The sequence below is a fragment of the Herbaspirillum sp. Her3 genome (genome assembly GCF_057961275.1).
In genome coordinates this window covers 2,302,692-2,325,517 of record NZ_CM176328.1, presented here as the reverse complement: position 1 = coordinate 2,325,517, position 22,826 = coordinate 2,302,692, and the positions used below count along the sequence as shown (strand labels likewise).

The following is a 22,826-nucleotide window of genomic DNA, read 5'->3' as shown; positions in this document are numbered from 1 at the left end:
GAAAAAAGAAACAGGGAACAAAGACGGAAACTCAATCGCTGACCGGCGTTTTGGGCCGGGTGTAACCAAAACTGCCAGGCTTCAACGCTCCTGCAGGCATAGCAATCTCACCGGCTTCAACCTTGCGCTTGAGATAGGTATAGGTCTGCTGGGCCTGAGAAACCATATGCTCGCCGATGGACAGTTCGCCGTAGCTGGTAGCGTCATCCGAAGCGCTGGCAAACTGCGGCAATGGCCGGATACGGGTGTGGTAATCGCAGGCAAAGAACAGCGGGAAGGAATAACGTTCATGCCGGACCTTGCGCACACGGTGCGAGGTGGCCGGGAAGGCGCCTGCGGTCATCACTTCCAGCATGTCGCCGATATTGATGACGAAGGCCTCTTCACCCGCCACCGAACACGGCGGCGCATCGATCCAGGCCCCCTGGTCGTTCATCACTTCCAGGCCGGGCTGGTCCGACAGCAGCATGGTGAAGCACTCGTAATCGGTATGTGCGCCGATACCGGGCGCATCGACCGCTTCCGTGTCGACCGGATAATGGATCAGGCGCAGCTTCGAGGGTGGACAGGTCACCAGGGATTCAAACGCATCTTCGGGCTGCCCCAGCGCCAGGGCAAAGCCACGGAACAAGGTGCGGCCCAGCGCGAACACCGCCTCGTAATAGCGGGAAACGGCTTCCTTGAAACCGGGCAGGTCGGGCCATTTGTTGTTGCCAATGAGGGGCGTACCGGCCAGCACCAGCGGATGATCGTCAGGCACCTCGTAGCCGATGTCGAAGGCTTCCTTGTGATCGGGCCGGCCCTTGGAATAGACCTCTTCGCCTTCGGGCACATAACCCTTGTGGCCCCAGGAGTCACCGATGTAGTAACGCATCTTCCACTGCATCTCCTGCGCAAACAGATCGCGGCTGGCCGCACGCAACCCTGCGATCAGTTGCGGATCAATCCCGTGGCCGATGATGTAGAAAAAACCGACGTCACGCGCCGCCGCCCCGAGCTGGTCGGCCACCGCCTGGCGCTGTGCGAGCGCATCGTGGTAGAGGCCACGGATATCGATCACGGGCAAGGCCGTGAAATTGCGTTGTCCGGTGTGCATGGTCAAAGTCCTGACGTAGGTTGATATTGCCTCGGTGACGCAGAGAGAACGCCGTGTTGCTGCGACCAGCGCCCGAAATGCGCGCGCTCCTGCTGCGCCATCCAATGATTGAGCTGCCACAGATCGGCTACCGGGCTACGGGTATAGGGCAGCAGATGCAGGTAGCCGTCCGGGCCGAACTCAGGCGTGAGCGTGGTCGCGGCATAGCCTTTGCCGTGCTGGAAAGCCCAGACCGTCTCCCAGATGCGCTGGTGAAACGCCAGCTCGGGCGCGTACTCGGGCGCGGCCGGATCGGGCACCTGCGGTCCCTGGGCATAGCCCACGCGGGCCTGGACATGGTGTACGCGCTGGAGAAACGGCGTGAGGTCATCCAGCGGATCGTCCAGCAAACGCTCGCACACCACCACCCAGTGGCTGATGTCGGCGGTGTACTGCAGCTGGGGCAACTGGCGCACGATGTCCAGCGTGACCCAGGGACTGTAGAGTGAACTGGCGCGATGGGTTTCAAAGCTGCAGCACACCCCGGCGCTGTCGGCCAAGGCCTGCGCCCGGCCCAGGAAATCGACCTGCTCGGACAAGGACCAGCGATCGTTGCCGGCCAGCAGGTTCACGAAGCGCGGGTTCAGTTCCGCCGCTGCATCGAAGGCCCGGGCCAGGTGCTGCAAATGCACCTCCGGACCGTCCGCCTGGCGCGGGATGACGTCGGCACCACTGAAGACGGTGGCGATGTAGTCCAGCGCATCGGCCTGCAGGCGGTCACGCAATGCGCGCCGCTCTTGCACCACCATGGGCAGGCGCGCTTCCAGACCGGCACAGCCGGCCTCGCGCAGCTGCGCCACACAGGTGCTCCAGCTTACCTGCACGCCCCAGGTGGAGCGGAATATCTTCAGTTCCATACGGCCGCCTCTCAGCGATAGGTCACACCGGGCAGCACACACAGCATTTCGTATAGCAAATTCGCGCCGAGCTGCGAGGTATTGCCGCTTAAGTCATAAGGCGGCGAGACCTCCACCAGGTCACAACCGATCAGGTTCATGCCGCGGCATCCGCGCACGATTTCCAGGGCCTGGATGGAAGTCAGTCCGCCGACTTCGGGGGTGCCCGTGCCGGGTGCCCAGGCCGGGTCGATGCCGTCGATGTCGAAGCTCAGATAGACCGGGCCACTGCCCATCTGTGCGCGCACTTCTTCCATGAGCGGTGCCAGCGAGCGGTGCCAGCATTGTTCGGCCTGCACCAGGCGGAAACCCTGATCCACGCCCCATTGGAAATCGCCGCTGGCGTAGCCTTGCGCACGCTGCCCGATCTGCACCACGCGCTTGCAATCGAGCAAGCCCTCTTCCACGGCGCGACGGAAGGTGGTGCCGTGGGCGATCTTTTCACCGAACATGTCGTCGTTGGTATCGGTGTGGGCATCCACGTGTACCAGGCCGACCGGGCCATGCTTGCGGGCGATGGCGCGCAGGATCGGCAAGGTGATGGTGTGGTCGCCGCCCAGCGTGAGCGGAACGACCGGATGCGCCAGCAGGCTGGCATAGGCTTGCTCGATGACGCGGACCGATTCGAGCAGGTTGTAGGTATTGATGGCGACGTCGCCAATGTCGGCCACCGACAGCGAATCAAAGGGCGCGGCACCGGTGGCCATGTTGTAGGGGCGGATCATGACCGATTCGGCACGGATCTGGCGCGGACCGAATCGGGTACCGGCGCGCAGGGACGTGCCGATATCCAGCGGCACACCGATGAAGGCGGCATCCAGGCCTTCGGCGCTGTCCATCGCGGGCAGGCGCATCATGGTGGAGCGGCCGGCAAAGCGCGGCATGTCGTTGCCGCTCTGGGGCTGGTGGAAGATTTTGGACATTGCGTATCACCCTTGATCTGGCAGCAACATCATGCTGCGACGAGGCGACTATACAATGGGCAATAGTTATCAAAAGATAGCTGTAATCAAATAATAAGTTGTTAAAATCCGAAACTAATGTCAGGAGCCGGATGCCGATCCGGACCGCCCACCCGACCGATGATTTTTCCATGACGCCAGGCATTGATTTCAAGTTATTGCGGATATTTGCCACGGTGGTGCGCCACCAGGGTTTTGCCAGGGCCCAGCAGGAGCTGAACCTGACCACTTCGGCCATCAGCACCTATATGGCGCAACTGGAAAGCGACGTCGGCTTTACCGTGTGCAGGCGCGGCCGGGGCGGTTTTGCGCTGACCGACAAGGGCGAGCTGCTGCTCTCGGAAACCCTGCGCGTGCTGGGTGAGGTAGACAGTTTCGAGCGCTATACCCAATCGCTCAAGGGTGAACTCGGTGGCACCTTGAAGATCGGGGTGCTGGATACCACGGTGACCGACTCTTCGCTGCCGCTGGCGGAGGCCATTGGCATATTTTCCAGCAAGTACCCGGCGATGCACCTGAACCTGCTCATTCGCAGCCCCTACGAATTGCAGAAGGGCCTGCTGGACAATGACCTCGACATCGCGGTCGGCTTTTTCCCCGCCAAGGCCAACGGCCTGGTTTATCAGCCACTCTATCGCGAACAACAGTGGCTGTACTGCAGCGACCGGCATCCTTGTTTTCACCAGAGGAACCTGCGCGCCTCGACGGTTTCGGAACTCAATGTGGTCAGCCGCAGTTACTGGAGCCAGACCGAGCTGAGCCGGCACGGCTTCAAGCGCAGCGTGGCCACCGTGGAGAGTATGGAAGCGCAGTTGATCCTGATCCTGTCGGGCCGCTACATCGGCTACTTGCCCGAACACTACGCCCAGTCCTGGGTCGATCAGGGGCGGCTGAAGGTCTTGCTGCCTTCGGAATTCGGCTACCAGTCGCAGTTCTCGCTGGTGCTGCGCCGGGGCCGCAGCCGCGAACTGCCGTTGCAGGCGATGCGCGAGCTGCTGCAGGCCGGCAAGCGGGGCAGCAAGCGTTAGGGCCTGCGTGCAGCGGCCGGACGCACTACCGCGCCCCGGACTTCAAAGCGCACGCTATCGAGGGGCTTGCCGTCCTTATCCTGCAGCACCAGCACATGCTTGCCCGGCCAGGGCATCCAGTCGAAGCCCAATGCATCTTCTCCCGTGGCGGCCACCTGCTGCGTCCTCACCCTGCCCGCCTGCATCACGGCCTCCGGCATGAGCTTGTCATCCAGCATCCAGCGGCTGCCCATCGGCGCGCCCTGGGCACGGAACCGGATGCGCTGCCGCGCAGGCGGAATATCAGGGTCCAGTGCGGCCAGCATGCCTGCAGTCGGATAGGTGATGGCAGCACGAATGTCACCCGCATGGGCAAGCCGGATCTCGGCCTGCACCGTGCCCGGCAGGAAGTACTCGGTGCGCGCGGCTTCGACCTCCTGCTCATAACGGATCCTCCGCGCCTGCACTCCCGCAGGCTGGGCGGGCGGTCCGTTGCCGGCAGCCCGGCTGGCGCTGCGGCCGCGCTCATGCAGATATTGCATGACCTCCTGCCAGACCGGTGCCGCACCGGTTACGCCTGATACGTCCCACATTGGCGCCCCGGACGCGTTGCCCACCCATACGCCCACGGTATAACGCGAGGAGTAGCCGACGCACCAGTTGTCGCGCATGTCCTTGGAGGTGCCGGTCTTGACGGCCGTCCAGATGCGTGTGGACAGCGCATTCTCCAGCCCGAAGGTGCGGGCGCGGGCGCTGCGGTCGGAGAGGATGTCGCCGACGATCCAGGCCGCATCGGCATCCATCACCTGCGTAGCGTGCGCTGGCGTGCGTGCTTCATCGAGCCGCGTGCGCAAGGGCGTGTAGCGGCCCTGGTTGGCCAGCACGCGGTAGGCGTTGGCCAGATTGGCCAGCGTGACGTCGGCGCTGCCCAGCGCCAGGCTGTAGCCGTAGTAATCGCCGCTCTCGCGCAGGTTGAAACCCAGCGCCTGCAGGCGCCGGAAGAAGCGCTCGGGCGTGACCATCACCAGCGTACGCACGGCCGGGATGTTCAGCGAGGAACCCAGCGAGGTGCGCAGGCTGACCAGGCCCTTGTATTGCCTGTCGTAGTTCTGCGGAATGTAGAGCCCGGCCGAGGTGGCGAGATTGACGGGGGAATCGTCCAGCAAGGAGGCGGCCGTCAGCCACTTCTTTTCAATCGCCAGTTCGTAGAGGAAGGGCTTGAGTGTCGACCCCGCCTGCCGCTGCGCCACCACGCCATCCACATTGGCCGCCGCCGACAGCGGTCCGCTGGAACCGACCCAGGCCAGTACTTCGCCACTGGCGTTATCGATGACGATGAGGGCGCCATCCTCGATGTTGCGGTCGGCCAGTCCCGCCAGTTGATGGCGCAAGGCTTGCGTGGCAAAGCGCTGCAATGGCGCATCCAGCGTGGAACGCAATTGCTGCCCCGCTGTACTCAGGAGCTTGCGCGCCAGATGCGGTGCCAGTTGCGGCGCATCGCTGGTGCCCGGCAAATCGCGCCTGGCCGAGACGCGCGCCAGGGCCAGTTCGGTGCGACCATCGATGCCGCTGCACTGTTCGCCTGCGCCCTCCTCCTTCAGGATGGCACAGGCACGTTCGGCCACGCGGCGCGGCGTGGCGTTGGGCGCACGAATGAGCGCCACGGCGATGGCCGCTTCGCCTTGATCGAGGCCGCTGGGATGCTTGCCGAACATCACGCGCGACAGAGCATGCACGCCCACCAGCTCGCCCCGGAAGGCCACCAGGTTGAGGTAGGCCTCCAGGATCTGGTCCTTGCGCCAGCTGCGTTCCAGCGATTGCGCAATCCACGCCTGCGAAACTTTCTGCGTGAGCGAACGCGCAGCGGATTTGCGGCGCAGATCGTCATAGATCAAACCCGCCAATTGCATCGTGATGGTGGAAGCCCCGCGTGTCTTCGTATTCCACAGATTGCCCCAGGCCGAGGCGGCGACCGCGCTCCAGTCGATGCCGCTGTGCTGGTAGAAGCGCCGGTCTTCGGAAGCGATCAGGGCATGCCGCAGCGCCGGGGACACGTCTTCCAGTTTGACCCAGGCCAGCTTGCGCTCGTCCATGTTGATGCGCAGGCGCTGCAGCAGCTCGCCGTTGCGATCCAGCAGGCTGGCTTCAGAGGGCAGGAAGTCGCGCTGCACCTCGCTGAAGGAAGGCACGGCCCTGGCCGCCACCGGCATCAGCAAGGCCAGCACCAGCACGCACAACGCGCTGGCCCGAGACTTGCGGACAAGCGTGACTATCACTGCGCCGCCTTCACGACCAGCTTGCCATTGGGGACTTCACCGAACATCTCGGGCGCATACATCGCTTCCACCCTTGTCGGCGGCAGCTTGAACTCGCCGGCATTGTTCAGTCGCACGGTGTAGCTGATGCTGGTACGGCCCTTGGGCATGGCTTCGTAGTAGGCACGATAGGCTTCGAAGCTGCGCTCTTCATAGGCCAGCCAGCCCATGCCACGGTCACGCGCGGCGTCCTGCTTGCCTTGGGCAATGGCAGAGTCGCGGCCGAGGCCGGAACCCAGCAAGGTCGCGCCACCCGGCACCGGATCGCTGACCACGACCCAGGTCATCTCGGCTTGCGCATCGATGTCCAGCGTCACGCGCAGCACGTCGCCGCGCGTATAGACACCGGCCTGCTTCTGCTCGATGGCCTCGACCTTGCGCGTGATGCGATAGCCGGCGGCGAAGGGCTGCTTCAATGGCACTGCCGCCAGGCTCTGCAGCGTGACCCAGGGCTTGCCGTTGCCCTCTTGCGCCAGGCGCACACTGCCACCTTGCGCATTGCCTTCGGGCCAGGGCAACTGCAGCTTGCCGCCATTGGCTGCGCCGCTCCAGGCCAGGCTCTGACTGGCGGTGCTGGCGCCGCTCTGCTCCAGCGTGGCGCGGGTGGTGCCGGTGACCGGTTCGGATTCGAACTTGCGTGCGAATTTCTCCAGTGCCAGGCTGCCCCAGACGTTGGCGGTCGTGGTGCTCCAGTGGCCGCGCTGCTGGCGGCCGATGGCACCGGCGATGAGTCGCGGCATGTCCTCGCGCCAGGCCGGATTGTTCAGTTCCAGCAGGATCAGGCGGTTGGCGTTGGCGTCGCCACTGCTCATGAGCCACCACCAATAGTCGCCCTCTTCATTCGAGAAGCCCATGCGCGTGCCCTGGAAATTCAGGCGAGCGCGCAGGATCTGGTCGGCCTCGTCCAGCTTCTTCTGCCGGTCCGGGATGGCGGCGACGCGCTGCAGGATACCGATCCAGTCCAGCAGGCCCGAGGTCGGCCAGGTGTTGGGATTGATCTGCAGCGAGCCCAGCATCGCGGGTTGCACGCGGTTGTAGCGCGACAGCGCTTCCAGGGCGGCCAGCTTGCGTACGTCCAGGTCCTTCTGGGGCGACCAGAAATCCCGCATGAGCTTGCCCTCAACGAAGGCCGACAGACCGTCCAGCATCTTGTCGCGGCTGGCTTGCGGGATGGCATAGCCGGCTTCGTTGGTGGCGGCCAGCAAATAGGCCGTCAAGGTATCGCTGCCACGGCGTGCGCCGCTGTCGCTGGGCGGGAAGTAATAGGCCAGGCCATCGCCATCCAGATAGGTCGGCAGGTCAGCCGCGATCCTCTGCCAGGCGGCCTCATCGCGCAGGCCGATGGCCTTGGAGGTCTTCTGCTCCAGGCAGGCGAAGGGATAGTTGAGGAAATACCGCGTCAGCGCATCGCTGCCACCGGCCAGGCTGGGCTTGAGCGAGATCGCCAATCCACCCCGTCCCGGCAGGCTGTCGGCCGGACGTGCCACGTTGAGGGTGGCGCTCTTGTCCAGCTGGAACAGCGTAGCCTGCTGCACCGTAACCGGCACCGCAGGAACCACGCGCTGGGTGAACTTCATCGTATCGCGGGCGTTCTGGCCGCCCTGCTCCTGAGCGCTGATTTCCCACGCGAGCTGGTTGATGCCGTCGGGGGTCTGCACCGGCCACATCACTTCGGCCGACTGTCCGGCCGCCATCTTCACCTCGCGCTCGGGCAGCGTCAGCGTGCTCGCGGCGGTGCCACCCTGCGCGCGCGCTGCGACCTTGATCGTCATGTCGTGCGTGGTGGTGTTGCGTACGGTGACGCTGCCGTTGAAGCTGTCACCCTCGCGCACCAGCGGCGGCAGGCCGGCGATGATCTGCACGTCCTGCGTGGAGCGGATGCTGATGCTGCCGGTCCCGAAGTCGCCGACGCCACTCTCGGCAATGGCGACGATGCGGAAGGACGTCAACGCATCATTGAGCGGCACATCGAGCCGCGCCCTGCCCTCCGCATCCAGCGTCACGTTGGGTTTCCAGACCAGCAGGGTATCGAACAGTTCGCGCGTGGGCGCACGGCCGCCGCCACCACCGGCAGGCGTAGCCTTCTTGCCGTAGTGGCGCTTGCCGACCACCTGCATCTGTGCGGTGGAGGTCTCCACGCCATAGCTGCGCCGTTGCAGCATGGCGCGCAGGACATCCCAGCTGCCGTTGGGCTGCAGTTCCAGCAACGCTTCATCGACCGCCGCCAGCGCGAATTCGCCACCCGCCGCAGGTTTGCCGTTGGGCAGCGTCACCTGCACCTGCACCTTGGCGGTGGCGCGGATGGGATAGGCGGGCTTGTCGGTACTGACCGCCACCTGCAGGCGATGGCCGGCATCGCCAACGTTGACTTCGGCGATGCCGAATTTCCAGGCCGGCTTGGAGAGATCGACGATGGGGCCCGGTCCCTGATACTCGCGGAATTCGTGCCACCAGTTGATCGGCTCCTTCCATCCCCAGACAAAGAAGGAATACCACGGCACCTCGCGCATGCGGCCACGTACGGCCAGCACCGAGACATAGACGTTGGGGCCGTACTCGGCCTTCATCGGCACGCTGATGGTCGGGTCCTGGCCCGACAGCTGGACCACGCGTGTATCGATCACACCCTCGCGCTCCACTGCTACCAGGGCGGTAGCGTAGCGGAAGGGCATGCGCACCTGGAAGGTGGCGTTTTCGCCTGGCTGGTAATTCTTTTTCTCGGGCAGGATGTCGATACGGTCCTGGTTCTCGCCATCGAACCAGACTTCGCCGCGGCCGGTGACCCACACCGAGGAACGCGCGGAAGCGGCGTTGCCATTGCCATCCTTGACGCTGGCGATCAGGTCTACATTGCCTGCTTCGGCCAGTTCGGTCTCACAGGTGAACATGCCGTGCTGGTCGCTCTTGCCCGCGCAGAGCTTGCCGAGGTCCTGCTTGCTCTCGTCATTTTCATAGGCATAGAAACCACCCACCATGCGCTTGCGATGCGAATTGGTCTTGCGCGCGAGGCCACGGATTTCCACCGGCACGCCTGCCTGCGGCTGGCCGCTGGTGTTGAGGGTGACGGCGGTGAGCGTCAGCTTCTTCTTCACCGAGACCCAGGTGCCGGTGCGCAGGCCCACCACCACGGCCGCAGGCCACAGCGGCGTGACGGTGGAAATGGTCTGCACTTCGCCGTTGGGATCGCTGTAGGTCATCTCGGTGAGCAGTTCCTGCGGGCGTTGCGGTGCGGGCAGCTTGCCGATCACGGCGCGGCCGGCGCCGTTCTTGTCGAGGGTGACGGCCAGCTTGTCGGCGACGATCTTCTGGTCATCGGCATTGCTGTCGTCATCGCTGCGTGGCGCGTCGAAGGAGAAGCCATCGTAGCCCGCGATATTGAGCGAACGCGAACGCAACAACGAGGACACCTGCACGGCCTGGTTGGCCGCTGCGCCGCCATTGATGTAGTTCAGTTGCAGGTCCAGCGGCAGTTCCTTGATGGCCACCTGTGCGCCCTTGGGCGGGGTGATGCGTCCCTGCATCAGCGGCAGGCGGAATTGCTCCACGCGGAAGGTGCCAGTGGCGTAGCTGGCGCGTCCATAACTGCCCCCGTCCTCGCCCTCATCGGATTGGCCACCCGTGTTCGCAGTGACCTTGCCCTGATCGAGCGCCACCTCGTAAGTCCCCAGCTTGGCTTCCTTGGGCAGGACGAAGGTGGTCTCTGCGCTCTTGTTGCCACGCCAGGTGAGCGGGAACAGGTATTGCTGGCCGCTGCCGAGATGGCTGATGCGAATGCGCGTGGGCAGGTCTTCCTTGCGCACCAGACCGAAGCCTTGCAGGGTTTCGGTACGGATCACGTGCTTCATGGAGACCGTCTCCCCGGCGCGGAACAGGGTGCGGTCGAAGATGGTGGTGGCGCGCGTGGTGGCCGACTTGTCCATGTCGGTGGGCAGGTTGAAGCGCCAGGATTCGATGCCTTCGTTCCACGACGTCAGCGCGAAGGCCATGTCCTGGCGGCCCTTCTCATCGGTCTTGCGGGCGCTCACGAAAAGGCCGTTGATCTTGTCGGCGTTGTCGGCACTGTAGCCACGATTGACGCAGGCGTCTTCAAGGGCCGGCATCATGGCCACGCCATTGGCGTTGGTCTTGCCCTGCCAGAGCTGGGTGCCGTCGCAATTGGAGACGCGAACGTCGGCATCGGCCACCGGCCTGGCATCGTCCAGCCGGGTCACCCAGACGGCACCATTGGTGCGGCCCAGCTTGACGTGGACCGACAGGTTGGTCACCAAGGCGCTGGTGCGCACATACATCGGCTGCGGCTTGCCCAGCAGCGACGCGCCCAGCTTCTGCGATTCCAGTTCGACCACGTAGAAGCCGGGGTCTTTCAACGGGATGCCGATCACTTCGAACGGCCATTCGCCGTCCTTGAGCGCCTTCTGTGCGGGCAGATCGAGTTTCTTTGCGCCCGGCTCCTTGTCCAGGAGGCTGATGCTGCGCGTGTCGACCTTCTTCGGATCACCCCATTTTTCGTGATACCTGTTCAGGCGCGTGAGCCAGGCGATGACCGCCTTGTCGCCATCGACCTTGAGGTCGGCCACCTGGCCCGGCATGGCGCGACCATCCTTGCCGCGCACTTGCAGACCGGCTTCCACGCGGCGCAGCGTGACCGGCAGCGTGGGGTCGGCATTGAGTTCGATGATGCCGAACGGGGCAGCCGGGAACTTGGCCAGCGGAGGGAAATCGGCCAGCGCCGACTTCAGCGGAAAAGCGCCCGCATTGGCCAGCGTGCGGCCATCCTCATCCTTGAAGCCGGACGGCAGGCTGATGGTGAATGCGGATTTCTCCGGGAATGGCGGCTTGAAGCGCAGCTCGCGCACGGCTTCGTCCTTGTCGCCCTCCAGCGCGGGCTTGATCTTGCCGGTAGTGGCATTCATCACCACCTGTTCGGCCAGCTTGCGCGGCACCGGTGCCGAGAATGAAAGCGTCACCGGAAGAATCGGCGAGCAGGCCGCATTGGCGTTCTCGCGCTGGCACGACAGGCCGGCGGCAAATTCGCTGCGCACCTGGAAACTGAAGACCTGCGGCCTGGAGGTAACGATGGCCGGTGCGCTGGCCGCAGCGATGCCGCGATCCCAGACCAGCTTCACGTGGGCGTCATTGGGCAGGCGCTGCTGGCACTGCACGATGGTCACGGCAGCCGGGTCCACGCCCTTGGCGAACTGCTGCAGCAGCGCCTTGCGGTCGGTCTCGCCGACGGCCTTGGCGGGAATGCGTTCGTTGATGCCTTCGGCTTCGCAATACAGGTGTTCGCGTACCGACGCCTCGGTGGCCGGCCCGTTCTGGAACAGGATGAAGGCCTGGTCTTCGGCGATCTGCGCGCCACTGTAAGGTTCGACCCGGCTCACTGCCGGACCGCCAGTACTGAACTGGAAGCGGGTCTTGCCGCTGACGGCATTGCCGGCGGCCGATCTGGCATCGGCGCGCAGGCTGAAGCTGCAGCGGGTGCCGGGCGGCAGGTCGCGTTCGAAATCGTAGACCCAATTCTTGTCATCGGCCCAGCGCGCGGTGCCGGCGATGGCGCAATCGGCATCGAAGGGTGAACCCGCCTTGGGATCGCCAAACTTCACCATGGATTCGGAGAAGCGCGCCCGCACCTGGCGGATGCGCTGGACTTCGCCCTGCGGCGAAAACGACAGCACGCTGGCATTGGCGGCCAGGGCTGAAGGTGCAGTCAGGGCGGTGGCCGTCGCCAGGCTGGCGAGGGCTGCGCCTGCCAGCAGCAGGCCGCGCAGCGCCGATCTCCATGGACGACCGGTGGCCGTGCCGTTTTCCGTGTGCTTCATCTTGTTCTCTCCGGATCAATCTTGTCTTGATGACGGCCACAGGTTCCTTCCCCCTTGCGGCGATGCTGGCGCTCAGACTGGAATAACGGCAAAACGTTTCCGATTTATAGCTTGCATTGCAAAAAATCGAGGAAGCAACTGATGCGGCGCGACAGCCGGGTGTTGTGGTAATACACCGCCGATATCTTCTGGCGAAAGCCGCTATCGTAGTGATCCAGCACACGAACCAGACGCCCTGCGGCCAGGTCGGCATCGGTCATGAAGGCGGAGAGGCAAGCGATGCCCTGCCCCTGCAGCGCCAGATGGCGGATGGTTTCGCCGCTGGAAGCGCGAATCGCCGGCCGTACCTGGTAGCGGTCGCCGGCGGTGTGGCGCAGTGGCCAGTGGTTGAGGCTGTCGGGCAGGGAGAAGCCGATCAGCTGGTGCTGTTCCAGCGCCTCCACTGATTCGGGCATGCCATGCCGGGCCAGGTAGTCAGGACTGGCGACGATGTTCAGGCGGGACGAAGTGAGGGGCCGGGCATGCAGGGTGGAATCCTGCAGTTCGCCGATGCGGATGGCGATGTCCGCGCGCTGCTCCACCAGGTCGATGAAGCGGTCATTGGTGGTCAGCTCCAGTTCGATGTCGGGATAGGCGGCGCGGAAAGCGCCCACATGCGGCACCACACAGTGCAGCATGAAAGGCACGGCAGCATCCACGCGCAGCTTGCCGACCGGCTTGCGGCTGCGCATGCGCACGGTGTCTGCGGCCTGTTCCATGGCGGCCAGGATGGCGCGGGCCTGCTCCAGGAAGGCTTCGCCCTCCTCGGTCAATTCCATGCGGCGCGTGGTGCGGGTCAGGAGGCTCGCGCCCAGCTTGTCTTCCAGACGCGACAATGCGCGGCTCACGCCCGAGGTGGTCTGCTCCAATACTTCGGCTGCAGCCGACAGCGTGCCGGCTTCCACCACGGCGACAAAAGTGCGCAATTCCTCGGACTGCATCGTCATTGTTGACTCCAGATCAAATATTCTTTGATTGTAACGGCATTTTTCTCAACAAAGACTGCGCGCACAATCCTTCATATCGCTGGCAATCCATCACCGATGGACCAGCCTGAACCCCTCACCCCACAAGGATTGCCATGCCAATTGCACTTTGGGCGCTGACCATCAGCGCATTTGCCATCGGAACCACCGAGTTCGTCATCATGGGCTTGCTACCGGAGGTCGCCACCAACCTGGGCGTGAGCCTGTCCTCGGCCGGACTGCTGGTGACCGGCTATGCACTGGGCGTGTTCGTGGGCGCCCCGCTGGTGACCGCCACCACCGGCCGCCTGCCACGCAAGACCTTGCTGATCGCGCTGATGGTGGTCTTCGTGGTGGGCAACCTGGCCTGCGCCATCGCGCCGGGCTATGCCACCCTGATGATCGGGCGCGTGGTGGCTTCCTTCGCCCATGGCGCCTTCTTCGGCGTCGGTTCGGTGGTGGCCACCAGCCTGGTGCCCAAGGAAAAGCAGGCCTCGGCCATCGCCCTGATGTTCACCGGCCTGACCGTGGCCAACGTGCTGGGCGTGCCCTTCGGCACCTGGCTGGGCCAGAGCGATGGCTGGCGCGCCACCTTCTGGGCGGTGACCGCGATCGGCGTGATCGCGCTGGTCGCCACGGCCGTGCTGGTGCCGCGCTCGCAAGGCGGCGACGAAGCCGACTTCGGCAAGGAAGTGCGCGTACTGATGCGCCCGCAGGTGATGCTGGGGCTGTTGATGACGGTGCTGGGCTTTGGCGGCGTGTTCGCGGCCTTCACTTACATTGCCCCGATCCTGACGGACATCAGCGGTTTCCCGGCCTCTGCGGTCTCGCCCATCCTGTTGCTGTTCGGCCTGGGCCTGGTGATCGGCAACCTGGCCGGCGGCAAGCTGGCCGACAAGAAGCTCATGGCCACCCTGCTGGGCAGCCTGGTGCTGCTGGCGGTGGTGCTGGTGCTGTTCGGTCTCACCAATGAGAACAAGATCGCCGCCATCATCGGCGTCGGCCTGATGGGCATGGCCGCCTTCGCCACCGTGCCGCCGCTGCAGATGCGCGTGCTGGAAAAGGCGACCGGCGCGCCCAACCTGGCCTCGTCGGCCAACATCGCCGCCTTCAACCTGGGCAATGCGGCCGGGGCCTGGCTGGGTGGCGTGACCATCGATCATGGTCCGGGGCTGCATGCGGTGCCTTACGTCGCGGCGCTGCTGCCGCTGGCGGGGATCGTGGTGGCGTTGGTGAGCTGGAAGATGGATGCCAGCCCGGCCGCGCTGTCCCGCACCGAACGCGCCACGACCTGCTGATCCCCGGAGAGCGCCATGACCCATTGCGCAATCGCCACCCCGCCGCAGCGCCCCACCGCCCTGGTGGTGGGGGCCCACGGCGTGATCGGCAGTCAACTGATCGCATACCTGCTATCCCTGCCGCAATGGGAGGTAATCGGCCTCTCGCGCCGGGGTGGCGAATCCCGCAAGCAGGAGCGCCTGCGCCACGTCGCGGTGGACCTGCTCGACGCCGCCGATACCGAGCGCCGGCTGGCACCGCTGGAACAAGTCACGCACGTGTTCTACGCCGCTTACCAACACCGCCCCAGCTGGAGCGAGCTGGTCGCGCCCAACCTGGCCATGCTGCAGCACACGGTGCAGGCGGTGGAAGCCCATGCGCCTGGCTTGCGGCATATCAGCCTGATGCAGGGCTACAAGGTCTATGGCGGCCATCTCGGTCCCTTCAAGACGCCGGCGCGAGAGAACGATGCGCAGTTCATGCCGCCCGAATTCATGTTCGACCAGCAGCGCTGGCTGGCGCAGCGGCGCATTGATTCAGGGCGCAACTGGAGCTGGTCGGCGCCGCGCCCGGCGGTGGTCGGCGGCGCGGCGCTGGGCAATCCCATGAACCTGGCGTTGGCCATTGCACTGTATGCCTGCATGTCCAAGGCGATGGGGCTGCCGCTGCGATTTCCGGGCAAGCCGGGTGCCTACGACAAGCTGGTCGAAATGACCGATGCCCGCCTGCTGGCCAAGGGCACGGTCTGGGCCGCCACCACCGAGGCCGCCGCCAACCATGCCTTCAACTTCGGCAATGGCGACCTGTTCCGCTGGAGCGAGATGTGGCCGAAGATCGCCCGCTATTTCGGCATGGAAGTGGGCTCGCCACTGCCGCTGAAACTGGCCGAGGTGATGGCCGACAAGGCGCCGTTGTGGGAGCGGATCGTCACGGCGCACGGCTTGAAGCAGCACCCTTATGCTTCACTATCGGCGTGGGAATTTGCCGATTTCGTGTTCTCCTGGGACTATGACATGTTCGGCGATGGCAGCAAGGCGCGCCGGCTGGGGTTTCATGAGTATGTGGAGAGCGAGCAGATGTTTTATCAGCTCTTTGATATCTTCAAGGAGGGCAAGGTCATTCCTTGGTCCTGATGCCTCGCCCGGACTCGACGGACGAAAAAAAAGAGCTTGCCGCGGCAAGCTCTTTTCACATCTGCTTCCATGAAACTGAAGCAAAAGATCAGGCCCCCTTCTTGATCCAAGCTGCCAGCTGATGCGGGCCCAGGCCGTCATATTCTTCGAACGGCTGATGGATCCAGGGATTGGTGGGCAGGTAGTCGATGTGGAAATCGGGTTCCACGACCGAGCAGGCCTTCCACCACAGCACGGCACTCTTGATCTCGGTGACGGAAGGATAGTGTTCCTTCAGGTGGACCATCACCTTCTGCAGGGTCACGCCCGAATCTACCAGGTCGTCCACCAGCAGGATGCGTCCACCCAGGGTTCCCTTGGTGATGGTGATGTACTTGGCGATGTCCAGGGAACTGCGAATGGTGCCGGCCGCTTCACGGTAGGAGCTGGTCGAGAGGATGGCCAGCGGGACATCGAAAATGCGCGACATCACGTCACCCGGGCGCAGGCCGCCGCGCGCCAGGCACAGCACCTGGTCGAACTGGTAGCCGGACTCATAGACCTTCAGCGCCAGTCGTTCGATCAGGCGGTTGTAGTCATCCCAGGAGACCCAGAGGTCTTTGTCGTCAGAGATCTTCATATTCTTGATTGCTTCGTAGTGCCTTGTGCCGATAACGGCGATTGCTTGGTGAATTACTTGAACGGATGGCGCAGGACGATGGTCTCTTCGCGGTCCGGGCCGGTGGAGATCATGTCGATGGGCACGCCCACCAGTTCCTCGATGCGCTTGATGTAGGCGCGGGCGTTGGCCGGCAGCGCATCCAGCGACTTGGCGCCGACGGTGCTCTCGGACCAGCCGGGCATTTCTTCGTAGATCGGCTCGCAAGCGGCAGCTTCTTCGGCGCCAACCGGGAAGATGTCCACGGTCTTGCCGTTGAGCTTGTAGCCGGTGCACAGCTTCAACGACTCCAGGCCGTCCAGCACGTCCAGCTTGGTCAGGCACATGCCGGAGACGCCATTGATCTGCACCGAGCGCTTCAGCAGGGCCGCATCGAACCAGCCGCAACGGCGCGCACGGCCGGTGACGGTACCGAATTCATGACCAACCGAGGCCAGGTGCTTGCCGGTGCCGGCATCCGTCGGCAGTTCGGCCGGGAACGGGCCGGAACCCACGCGGGTGGTGTAGGCCTTGGTGATGCCCATGATGTAGTGCAGCATGCCCGGGCCCACGCCCGCACCGGCGGCGGCGTTGCCGGCCACGCAGTTGCTGGAGGTGACGAACGGGTAGGTGCCGTGGTCCACGTCCAGCAGGCTGCCTTGCGCGCCTTCGAACAGGATCTTGCCGCCGGCCTTGTGGATGGCGTACAGGTCGCTGGAGACGTCGGTGACCATGGGCTTGATGCGCGGCACGTTGGCCAGGGCTTCGTCCAGGGTCTTCTGGTAGTCCACCGGCTGGGTCTTCAGGTAGTGGGTCAGGACGAAGTTGTGGTAGTCCAGGTTGGCCAGCAGCTTCTCGGCAAAGCGCTTTTCGTTCAACAGGTCGGCCACGCGGATGGCGCGGCGGGCCACCTTGTCTTCGTAGGCAGGGCCGATGCCCTTGCCGGTGGTGCCGATCTTGTCGACGCCACGGGCGGCTTCACGCGCCACGTCCAGGGCCACGTGATAGGGCAGGATCAGCGGACAGGCGTCCGAGACCTTCAGGCGCGAGCAGACTTCCACGCCGGCGGCTTCGAGCTTGTCGATCTCGCGCAGCAGGTCGGGCACCGACAGCACCACGCCGTTGCCGATGTAGCAGGCCACGCCAGCGCGCATGATGCCCGAGGGAATCAGTTGCAGCGCAGTCTTCTTGCCGCCGATGACCAGCGTGTGGCCGGCATTGTGGCCGCCCTGGAAACGCACCACGCCTTGAGCGTGATCGGTCAGCCAATCGACGATCTTGCCCTTACCTTCGTCGCCCCATTGCGTACCGATGACGACGACATTCTTTGCATTGCTGTTCTGTAACATGACTCAACCCAAGTTTTTGATAATCCAGTTTCCATTGCTGAAATCGAGTGCGCGATCGCAATCGAATTCGTCCTGATCGTGTTCGTGGCCGGGAAGGCTTTGGATCACGATCTCTCCCGCTTGCCGCAATTGCGCTATTTTCTCACGCAGACCGGCGTCCCTGCCCCAAGGGGCGAGGATGGCGCGTTTTCGTTCTGCGCCCGGCATCAGTCGTGCCAGTTCACGCAGGTCCAGGGAGAAGCCGGTAGCCGGCCGCGCACGGCCGAAGGCTTCACCCACATGGTCGTAGCGGCCGCCGCGCACCACCGCATTGGGCAGGCCCGGCACATAGGCGGAAAACATCACGCCGCTGTGGTAATGGTAGCCGCGCAGGTCGGCCAGATCGATGGTGACGGCCGCGCCTTCATGGCCAGCGGCCAGTTCCACCAAGGCCTGCAGCTCGTCGAGCGCCTGGCCGATGCCGGGCAGCGCCGGCAAGGTGATGCGGGCGCGGGCGATGACCGCGATGTCGCCATACAGGTTGGGCAGCGCCAGCAGCGCGGCGCGGGTGCCCTCCTGGTAAGAGGCGGTGATTTCCTTCAGTCCCGGCACATCCTTGGCCTGCAGCAGGCCGAAGAGCTGGGCTTCGTCGCGCTTGGCGGCCGCATCATGGGCGATGATGGCGCGCAGCACGCCGACGTGGCACAGGTCCAGGCGGATGGTGCGCATGCCGGCCAGGGCCAGCGAATTCAGGGCCAGTTCCTGGATCTCGGCGTCGGCCTCGATGCCGGCATGGCCATAGATCTCGGCACCGATCTGGATCGGCTCGCGGGTGGCGTGCAGGCCGGTCGGGCGCGTATGCAGGACGCTGCCGGCATAGCACAGGCGGGTGACCGAGGCGCGGTTGAGCAGGTGGGCGTCGATGCGCGCCACTTGCGTGGTCATGTCGGCGCGCACGCCCAGGGTACGGCCGGAGAGCTGGTCGACCAGCTTGAAGGTGCGCAGGTCGGTGTCCTGGCCGGCGCCGGTGAGCAGCGACTCGAGGTATTCCAGCAGCGGCGGCATGACCATTTCGTAGCCGTACAGGCGGAAATTGTCGAGCAGGCGTCGACGCAGTTCCTCGATCTTGCGCGCTTCCGAGGGCAAGACGTCGGCGATGTTTTCGGGAAGAAGCCAGTTAGGCATAAACAAAAGTCAAAGCAGAAAAAAACGGTTTGCGTACTTGCGTGGCGCGGGCAACAACGATGCAAGCAGGCGTCCAGACGAACAATCGGGGCGGTCCGGGAATACCTGCCGCCCCTCTTCTTGCAATCCGGGAAAATTGCATCCCGGAACATGATTGTCCGACCCAAAAAAAGGAAAGATGCCCTTTACCAGCGGCATCCATCCGGTTGGCCCTGCCCACAGGAAACGCACGGCGGAGCAGAACACTTCACATTATCGCCTGATCAGCGGATTTTTACTTCTTCGCAGCGCTGGTGGCGCTGCCGCCCACTCCCTTGAAGTACTTGAAGAACTCCGAGCTCGGGTCCACCACCATGACGTCGTGGCGGTTCTTGAAGCTGGCACGGTAGGCTTCCAGGCTACGGTAGAACTTGTAGAAGTCAGGGTTCTGGCCGAAGGCCTGGGCGTAGATCTGCGAAGCCTTGGCATCGCCGGCACCGCGGATCTTTTCGGATTCGCGATAGGCTTCGGCCAGGATCACCACGCGCTGGCGGTCAGCATCGGCGCGGATCTTTTCGGATTCGGCCGCACCGGTGGAGCGCAGTTCGTTGGCCACCCGCACGCGCTCGGACTTCATGCGTTCGAATACCGAGTTGTTGATCTGGTCCACGTAGTCCACCCGGCGCAGGCGCACGTCGATGACTTCCACGCCGATCTGCTTGGCTTCGTTGGCCACGCGGGCCTGGATGGCATCCATGACGTTGTTGCGCTGGCTGGAGATGACTTCGCGCACGGTGCGCTTGGTGATTTCATCGTTCAGCGCAGCCTTGACGATCTGCGACAGGCGGTCCTGGGTACGGCGTTCATCAGCGCCGAAGCTGACGAAGTACAGGCGCGGGTCGACGATGCGCCACTTGACGTAGGCGTCGACCAGCACGTTCATCTTTTCGGCGGTGATGAAGCGGTCGGCGTCCGGGGTATCCAGGGTCTGGATGCGCTTGTCCAGGTACATCACGTTCTGGAACGGCGGCGGCAGCTTGAAGTGCAGGCCGGGTTCGGTGATGACCTGCTTGACTTCACCCAGGGCGAAGACGATGGCCGAAGAACGCTGGTCCACCACGAAGATGGTGGACGAAGCCAACCAGATCGCCACCACGGCGACGATGACGGAAGTAACGAGGCGGCCCATCAGCGCACCTCCCTTTCGCGCGCATCACGGGGATCGCGGTTTCTCGAATCTCGCATCAGCTCGGAAGAATACACGGTGTCGTTTCCTGCAGTCGAATTGGTGGACGCCGCACTGGGCAGCGCCTGGCTGGCCGCCGGGCCCTGCAGCTTGCTGCCGGCCGGGGCTGCATCGGCACCGCTTTGCTGGATCAGCTTGTCCAGGGGCAGGTACAGGAGGTTGCTGCCATTCTTCACATCCACCATGACCTTGGTGGTATTGGCGAAGATCTGCTGCATGGTTTCCAGGTACATGCGGTCGCGGGTGACGGCCGGGGCCTTGGCGTAGGCTTCCTGCACCTGGGTGAAGCGCGAGGCGTCACCTTCGGCATTGGCTACCACGCGGGAGCGATAGGCTTCGGCTTCTTCCAGCAGGCGCGAGGCGGCGCCGGAAGCGCGCGGGATCACGTCGTTGGCATAGGCCTGGCCTTCGTTCTTGAGGCGTTCGCGGTCCTGGCCGGCCTTGACGGCATCATCGAAGGCTGCCTGCACCTGTTCGGGCGGTTGCACGCCTTGCATGGTGACGTTGGTGATCTGCACGCCGGACTTGTAGCGGTCCAGTATCTGCTGCATGCGCTGGCTCACGTCCAATGCGACCTTTTCACGGCCTTCGTAGAGCACGAAGTCCATCTTGCTGCGGCCCACGATTTCGCGGATGGCGGTTTCGGCAACCTGGCGCACGGAATCATCCGGGTCGCGGTTGTTGAACAGCCATTCGGCGGCATTCTTGAGCTTGTACTGGACGGCAAACTGGATGTCGATGATGTTTTCATCATCGGTGAGCATCAGGGATTCCTTCAACTGCTTGTTGCGCACATTGCCGCGGTAGCCGATCTCGGCGGTCCGTACCTGCGACATGTTGACGATCTCGTGGCCCTGGATGGGATAGGGCCAGCGCCAGTTGAAGCCGGGCAGCGTGGTATGGCTGTAGCGACCAAAGGTGGTCACCACGGCGGTCTGGCCTTCCTGCACGATGAAGAAGCCGCTGGCCAGCCAGAGGAAGACGACGATGATGGCGATCACGCCCACGCCGATGCCGGCGCCCTTGACGTCGCCACGATTGAAGCCGCCACCACCGTTGCCGCCATCGGAACCACCACCGCCCTTGCGCCCGAGCAGGCCGGCAATGCGCTGGTTGAAGTCGCGCCAGAGCTGGTCGAGGTCTGGCGGGCCGTCATTGTTGCCGGACGGTTTTTCGGGCCGTTTGTCGCCGTTACTTCCGTTATTCTGATTCTCGCGGTTGTCGTTTTGCGAACCACGTCCCCATTGGGGGTCGTTCAACGAAAACTTGACACCGATTTTCCTGAATAAAGACACAAGCATGCGTTTGCGTTCCGGCTGAAGTGATGGATTAAGAGAATCTAGGAGGAATGCGCGCCAGGAACGAGCAACAGGCCGTCCCCTCGAACGGCTCAAGCGTGCATGTCTTCGGAATCGACTGGCTCAGAACGGCTGCGACCCCTGGCCTCCAAGGCGGCCTTGAGCGAAGCGGCGATCGCTTCGCGCAGCAGATCCAGGCCAGCACCAGACTTGGCACTGACGAAAACCCGCTGGATTTTACCATACTCGTCATATTCGACCGCCGGTTCCAGACCGGCGGCGTCGATCTTGTTCCAGACCAGGATCTGCGGTACGTGGTCAGCGCCGATTTCCTTCAAGACCAGATTGACCTGCTCGATCTGCTCCATCCGCACCGGGCTGGCGGCATCCACCACGTGCAGCAGCAGGTCGGCATGGATGGTTTCTTCCAGGGTGGCACGGAAGGCTTCGACCAGCTGGTGAGGCAGTTCGCGGATGAAACCCACGGTATCCGAAATCACCACGTGCCCAACCTCGCCCAGGTAGACGCGACGGGAAGTCGTATCCAGCGTGGCGAAGAGCTGGTTGGCGGCATACACCCCGGCCTTGGCCAGAGAATTGAAGATGGTCGACTTGCCGGCGTTGGTGTAACCCACCAGCGAGACCGAGAAGGTTTCGCTGCGGCCGCGCGCCCGGCGCTGCGTGGCATGTTGCCGGCGCAACTTGGCCAGCACCGCCCGCAAGGCCTTGACGCGCTCGCCCAGCAGGCGGCGGTCGGTTTCGAGCTGGGTTTCACCGGGACCACGCAGGCCGATACCGCCCTTCTGGCGCTCCAGGTGGGTCCAGCCGCGAATCAGGCGGGTCGCCAGATGCTGCAACTGCGCCAGTTCGACCTGCACCTTGCCCTCGTGGCTCTTGGCGCGCTGCGCGAAGATGTCGAGGATCAGGCTGGTACGGTCGAGCACACGCACCTTCAACACCCGCTCCAGGTTACGTTGCTGGGCCGGTGACAAGGCGTGATTGAAAATGACCAGTTCGAGCTGGAGATCGGCTACGGCCTCGGCGACTTCTTGTGCCTTGCCGGTACCAACGAAGAGAGCGGCATCCGGACTGGCACGGCGACCGGTGATGGTAATCACCGGTTCCGCACCAGCCGATTTTGCCAATAGGAAGAGCTCATCCAGACTAGCGGCGAAATCGTTCTTGCCGAAGTCCAGGCCGACTAACGCGGCACGCATGTCAAAATGCCCACGGCGTCAAGCCGGCCAGGTAGACCATTATTCGTCGGACGAGGATTCGAGACTGAGGTTGACCGCACGTGCAGGCACGACGGTAGAGATGGCGTGTTTGTAAACCATTTGCGTAACAGTGTTACGCAGCAGGACCACGTATTGATCGAAAGACTCCACATGGCCTTGCAGCTTGATGCCGTTGACCAGATAGATAGAGACGGGAACGTGCTCTTTTCTCAATGCGTTCAGGAATGGGTCTTGTAACAATTGCCCTTTGTTGCTCATGGCAGCTCCACGGTGTTGTTGTGATTAGGACTTGGAGGCACTTCAAGGAATATCAAGTGCTTTACCAACTTTATGCTATTCAATTTAAACGATTTTCGCTCCAAC

Annotated in this window: 16 protein-coding genes; 3 read left to right on the top strand and 13 right to left on the bottom strand. The window is 63.7% G+C overall.

Going from position 1 to position 22,826, the window contains the following annotated elements; genetic code table 11:
* Positions 1 to 31 precede the first annotated feature (31 nt).
* Genes ACVC5H_RS10685 through speB form a run of 3 tightly spaced genes read right to left on the bottom strand, consistent with a single transcriptional unit; the run spans position 32 to position 2,954 of the window.
* Positions 32 to 1,096, bottom strand: coding sequence for an isopenicillin N synthase family dioxygenase (locus ACVC5H_RS10685; RefSeq protein WP_489622271.1), 1,065 nt, complete (start codon positions 1,094 to 1,096; stop codon positions 32 to 34).
* Between the two features lie 2 nt (positions 1,097 to 1,098).
* The gene (locus ACVC5H_RS10680) at positions 1,099 to 1,992 is read right to left on the bottom strand and encodes a sugar phosphate isomerase/epimerase family protein (protein ID WP_489622270.1); all 894 of its coding nucleotides are present in this window, start codon (positions 1,990 to 1,992) and stop codon (positions 1,099 to 1,101) included.
* Between the two features lie 11 nt (positions 1,993 to 2,003).
* The gene (gene speB / locus ACVC5H_RS10675; RefSeq protein ID WP_489622269.1) at positions 2,004 to 2,954 is read right to left on the bottom strand and encodes an agmatinase; all 951 of its coding nucleotides are present in this window, start codon (positions 2,952 to 2,954) and stop codon (positions 2,004 to 2,006) included.
* Between the two features lie 131 nt (positions 2,955 to 3,085).
* Here speB and ACVC5H_RS10670 point away from each other — a divergent pair, with 131 nt between their 5' ends.
* Positions 3,086 to 4,021 (top strand): LysR family transcriptional regulator, encoded by a 936-nt coding sequence (locus tag ACVC5H_RS10670; protein WP_489622268.1) that lies wholly within the window; start codon positions 3,086 to 3,088, stop codon positions 4,019 to 4,021.
* Here ACVC5H_RS10670 and pbpC read toward each other — a convergent pair.
* From pbpC to ACVC5H_RS10655, 3 genes are all read right to left on the bottom strand, one after another.
* The gene (gene pbpC, locus ACVC5H_RS10665; protein ID WP_489622682.1) at positions 4,018 to 6,210 is read right to left on the bottom strand and encodes a penicillin-binding protein 1C; all 2,193 of its coding nucleotides are present in this window, start codon (positions 6,208 to 6,210) and stop codon (positions 4,018 to 4,020) included. The genes ACVC5H_RS10670 and pbpC overlap by 4 nt on opposite strands.
* 62 nt (positions 6,211 to 6,272) lie before the next feature.
* Positions 6,273 to 12,137 carry an alpha-2-macroglobulin family protein gene (locus ACVC5H_RS10660; protein WP_489622267.1) on the bottom strand — a complete coding sequence of 1,955 codons (5,865 nt, stop codon included), beginning with the start codon at positions 12,135 to 12,137 and terminating at the stop codon, positions 6,273 to 6,275.
* Positions 12,138 to 12,241: 104 nt separating this feature from the next.
* Positions 12,242 to 13,123, bottom strand: coding sequence for a LysR substrate-binding domain-containing protein (locus tag ACVC5H_RS10655; RefSeq protein WP_489622266.1), 882 nt, complete (start codon positions 13,121 to 13,123; stop codon positions 12,242 to 12,244).
* Between the two features lie 134 nt (positions 13,124 to 13,257).
* On the opposite strand from ACVC5H_RS10655, the gene ACVC5H_RS10650 reads away from it, so the two are divergent.
* Both ACVC5H_RS10650 and ACVC5H_RS10645 read left to right on the top strand, forming a co-directional pair.
* Positions 13,258 to 14,439 (top strand): MFS transporter, encoded by a 1,182-nt coding sequence (locus ACVC5H_RS10650; protein ID WP_489622265.1) that lies wholly within the window; start codon positions 13,258 to 13,260, stop codon positions 14,437 to 14,439.
* Between the two features lie 15 nt (positions 14,440 to 14,454).
* Complete coding sequence (locus ACVC5H_RS10645; RefSeq protein WP_489622264.1) at positions 14,455 to 15,552, top strand: SDR family oxidoreductase; 1,098 nt, start codon at positions 14,455 to 14,457, stop codon at positions 15,550 to 15,552.
* Positions 15,553 to 15,640: 88 nt separating this feature from the next.
* Here ACVC5H_RS10645 and ACVC5H_RS10640 read toward each other — a convergent pair whose 3' ends face one another.
* The 7 genes from ACVC5H_RS10640 to hfq all read right to left on the bottom strand — a co-directional run bounded on the left by ACVC5H_RS10640 (position 15,641) and on the right by hfq (position 22,721).
* A complete protein-coding gene (locus tag ACVC5H_RS10640; RefSeq protein ID WP_034332511.1) occupies positions 15,641 to 16,171 on the bottom strand; it encodes a phosphoribosyltransferase in 531 nt (176 codons plus the stop codon).
* A 53-nt stretch (positions 16,172 to 16,224) separates the two neighbouring features.
* Positions 16,225 to 17,538 carry an adenylosuccinate synthase gene (locus ACVC5H_RS10635; RefSeq protein WP_489622263.1) on the bottom strand — a complete coding sequence of 438 codons (1,314 nt, stop codon included), beginning with the start codon at positions 17,536 to 17,538 and terminating at the stop codon, positions 16,225 to 16,227.
* A 3-nt stretch (positions 17,539 to 17,541) separates the two neighbouring features.
* A complete protein-coding gene (locus tag ACVC5H_RS10630) occupies positions 17,542 to 18,702 on the bottom strand; it encodes an ATP phosphoribosyltransferase regulatory subunit (RefSeq protein WP_489622262.1) in 1,161 nt (386 codons plus the stop codon).
* Positions 18,703 to 18,976: 274 nt separating this feature from the next.
* A complete protein-coding gene (hflC, locus tag ACVC5H_RS10625) occupies positions 18,977 to 19,870 on the bottom strand; it encodes a protease modulator HflC (RefSeq protein WP_489622261.1) in 894 nt (297 codons plus the stop codon).
* On the bottom strand, positions 19,870 to 21,228 hold the full coding sequence (gene hflK, locus ACVC5H_RS10620) for an FtsH protease activity modulator HflK (RefSeq protein WP_489622260.1): 1,359 nt from the start codon (positions 21,226 to 21,228) through the stop codon (positions 19,870 to 19,872). The genes hflC and hflK overlap by 1 nt, the downstream gene beginning before the upstream one ends.
* Before the next feature lie 89 nt (positions 21,229 to 21,317).
* Positions 21,318 to 22,442: a GTPase HflX gene (gene hflX, locus ACVC5H_RS10615; protein ID WP_338715515.1), complete on the bottom strand. Its 1,125-nt coding sequence runs from the start codon at positions 22,440 to 22,442 to the stop codon at positions 21,318 to 21,320.
* A gap of 39 nt (positions 22,443 to 22,481) precedes the next feature.
* A complete protein-coding gene (gene hfq, locus ACVC5H_RS10610; RefSeq protein ID WP_006463311.1) occupies positions 22,482 to 22,721 on the bottom strand; it encodes an RNA chaperone Hfq in 240 nt (79 codons plus the stop codon).
* Between the last annotated feature and the right edge of the window lie 105 nt (positions 22,722 to 22,826).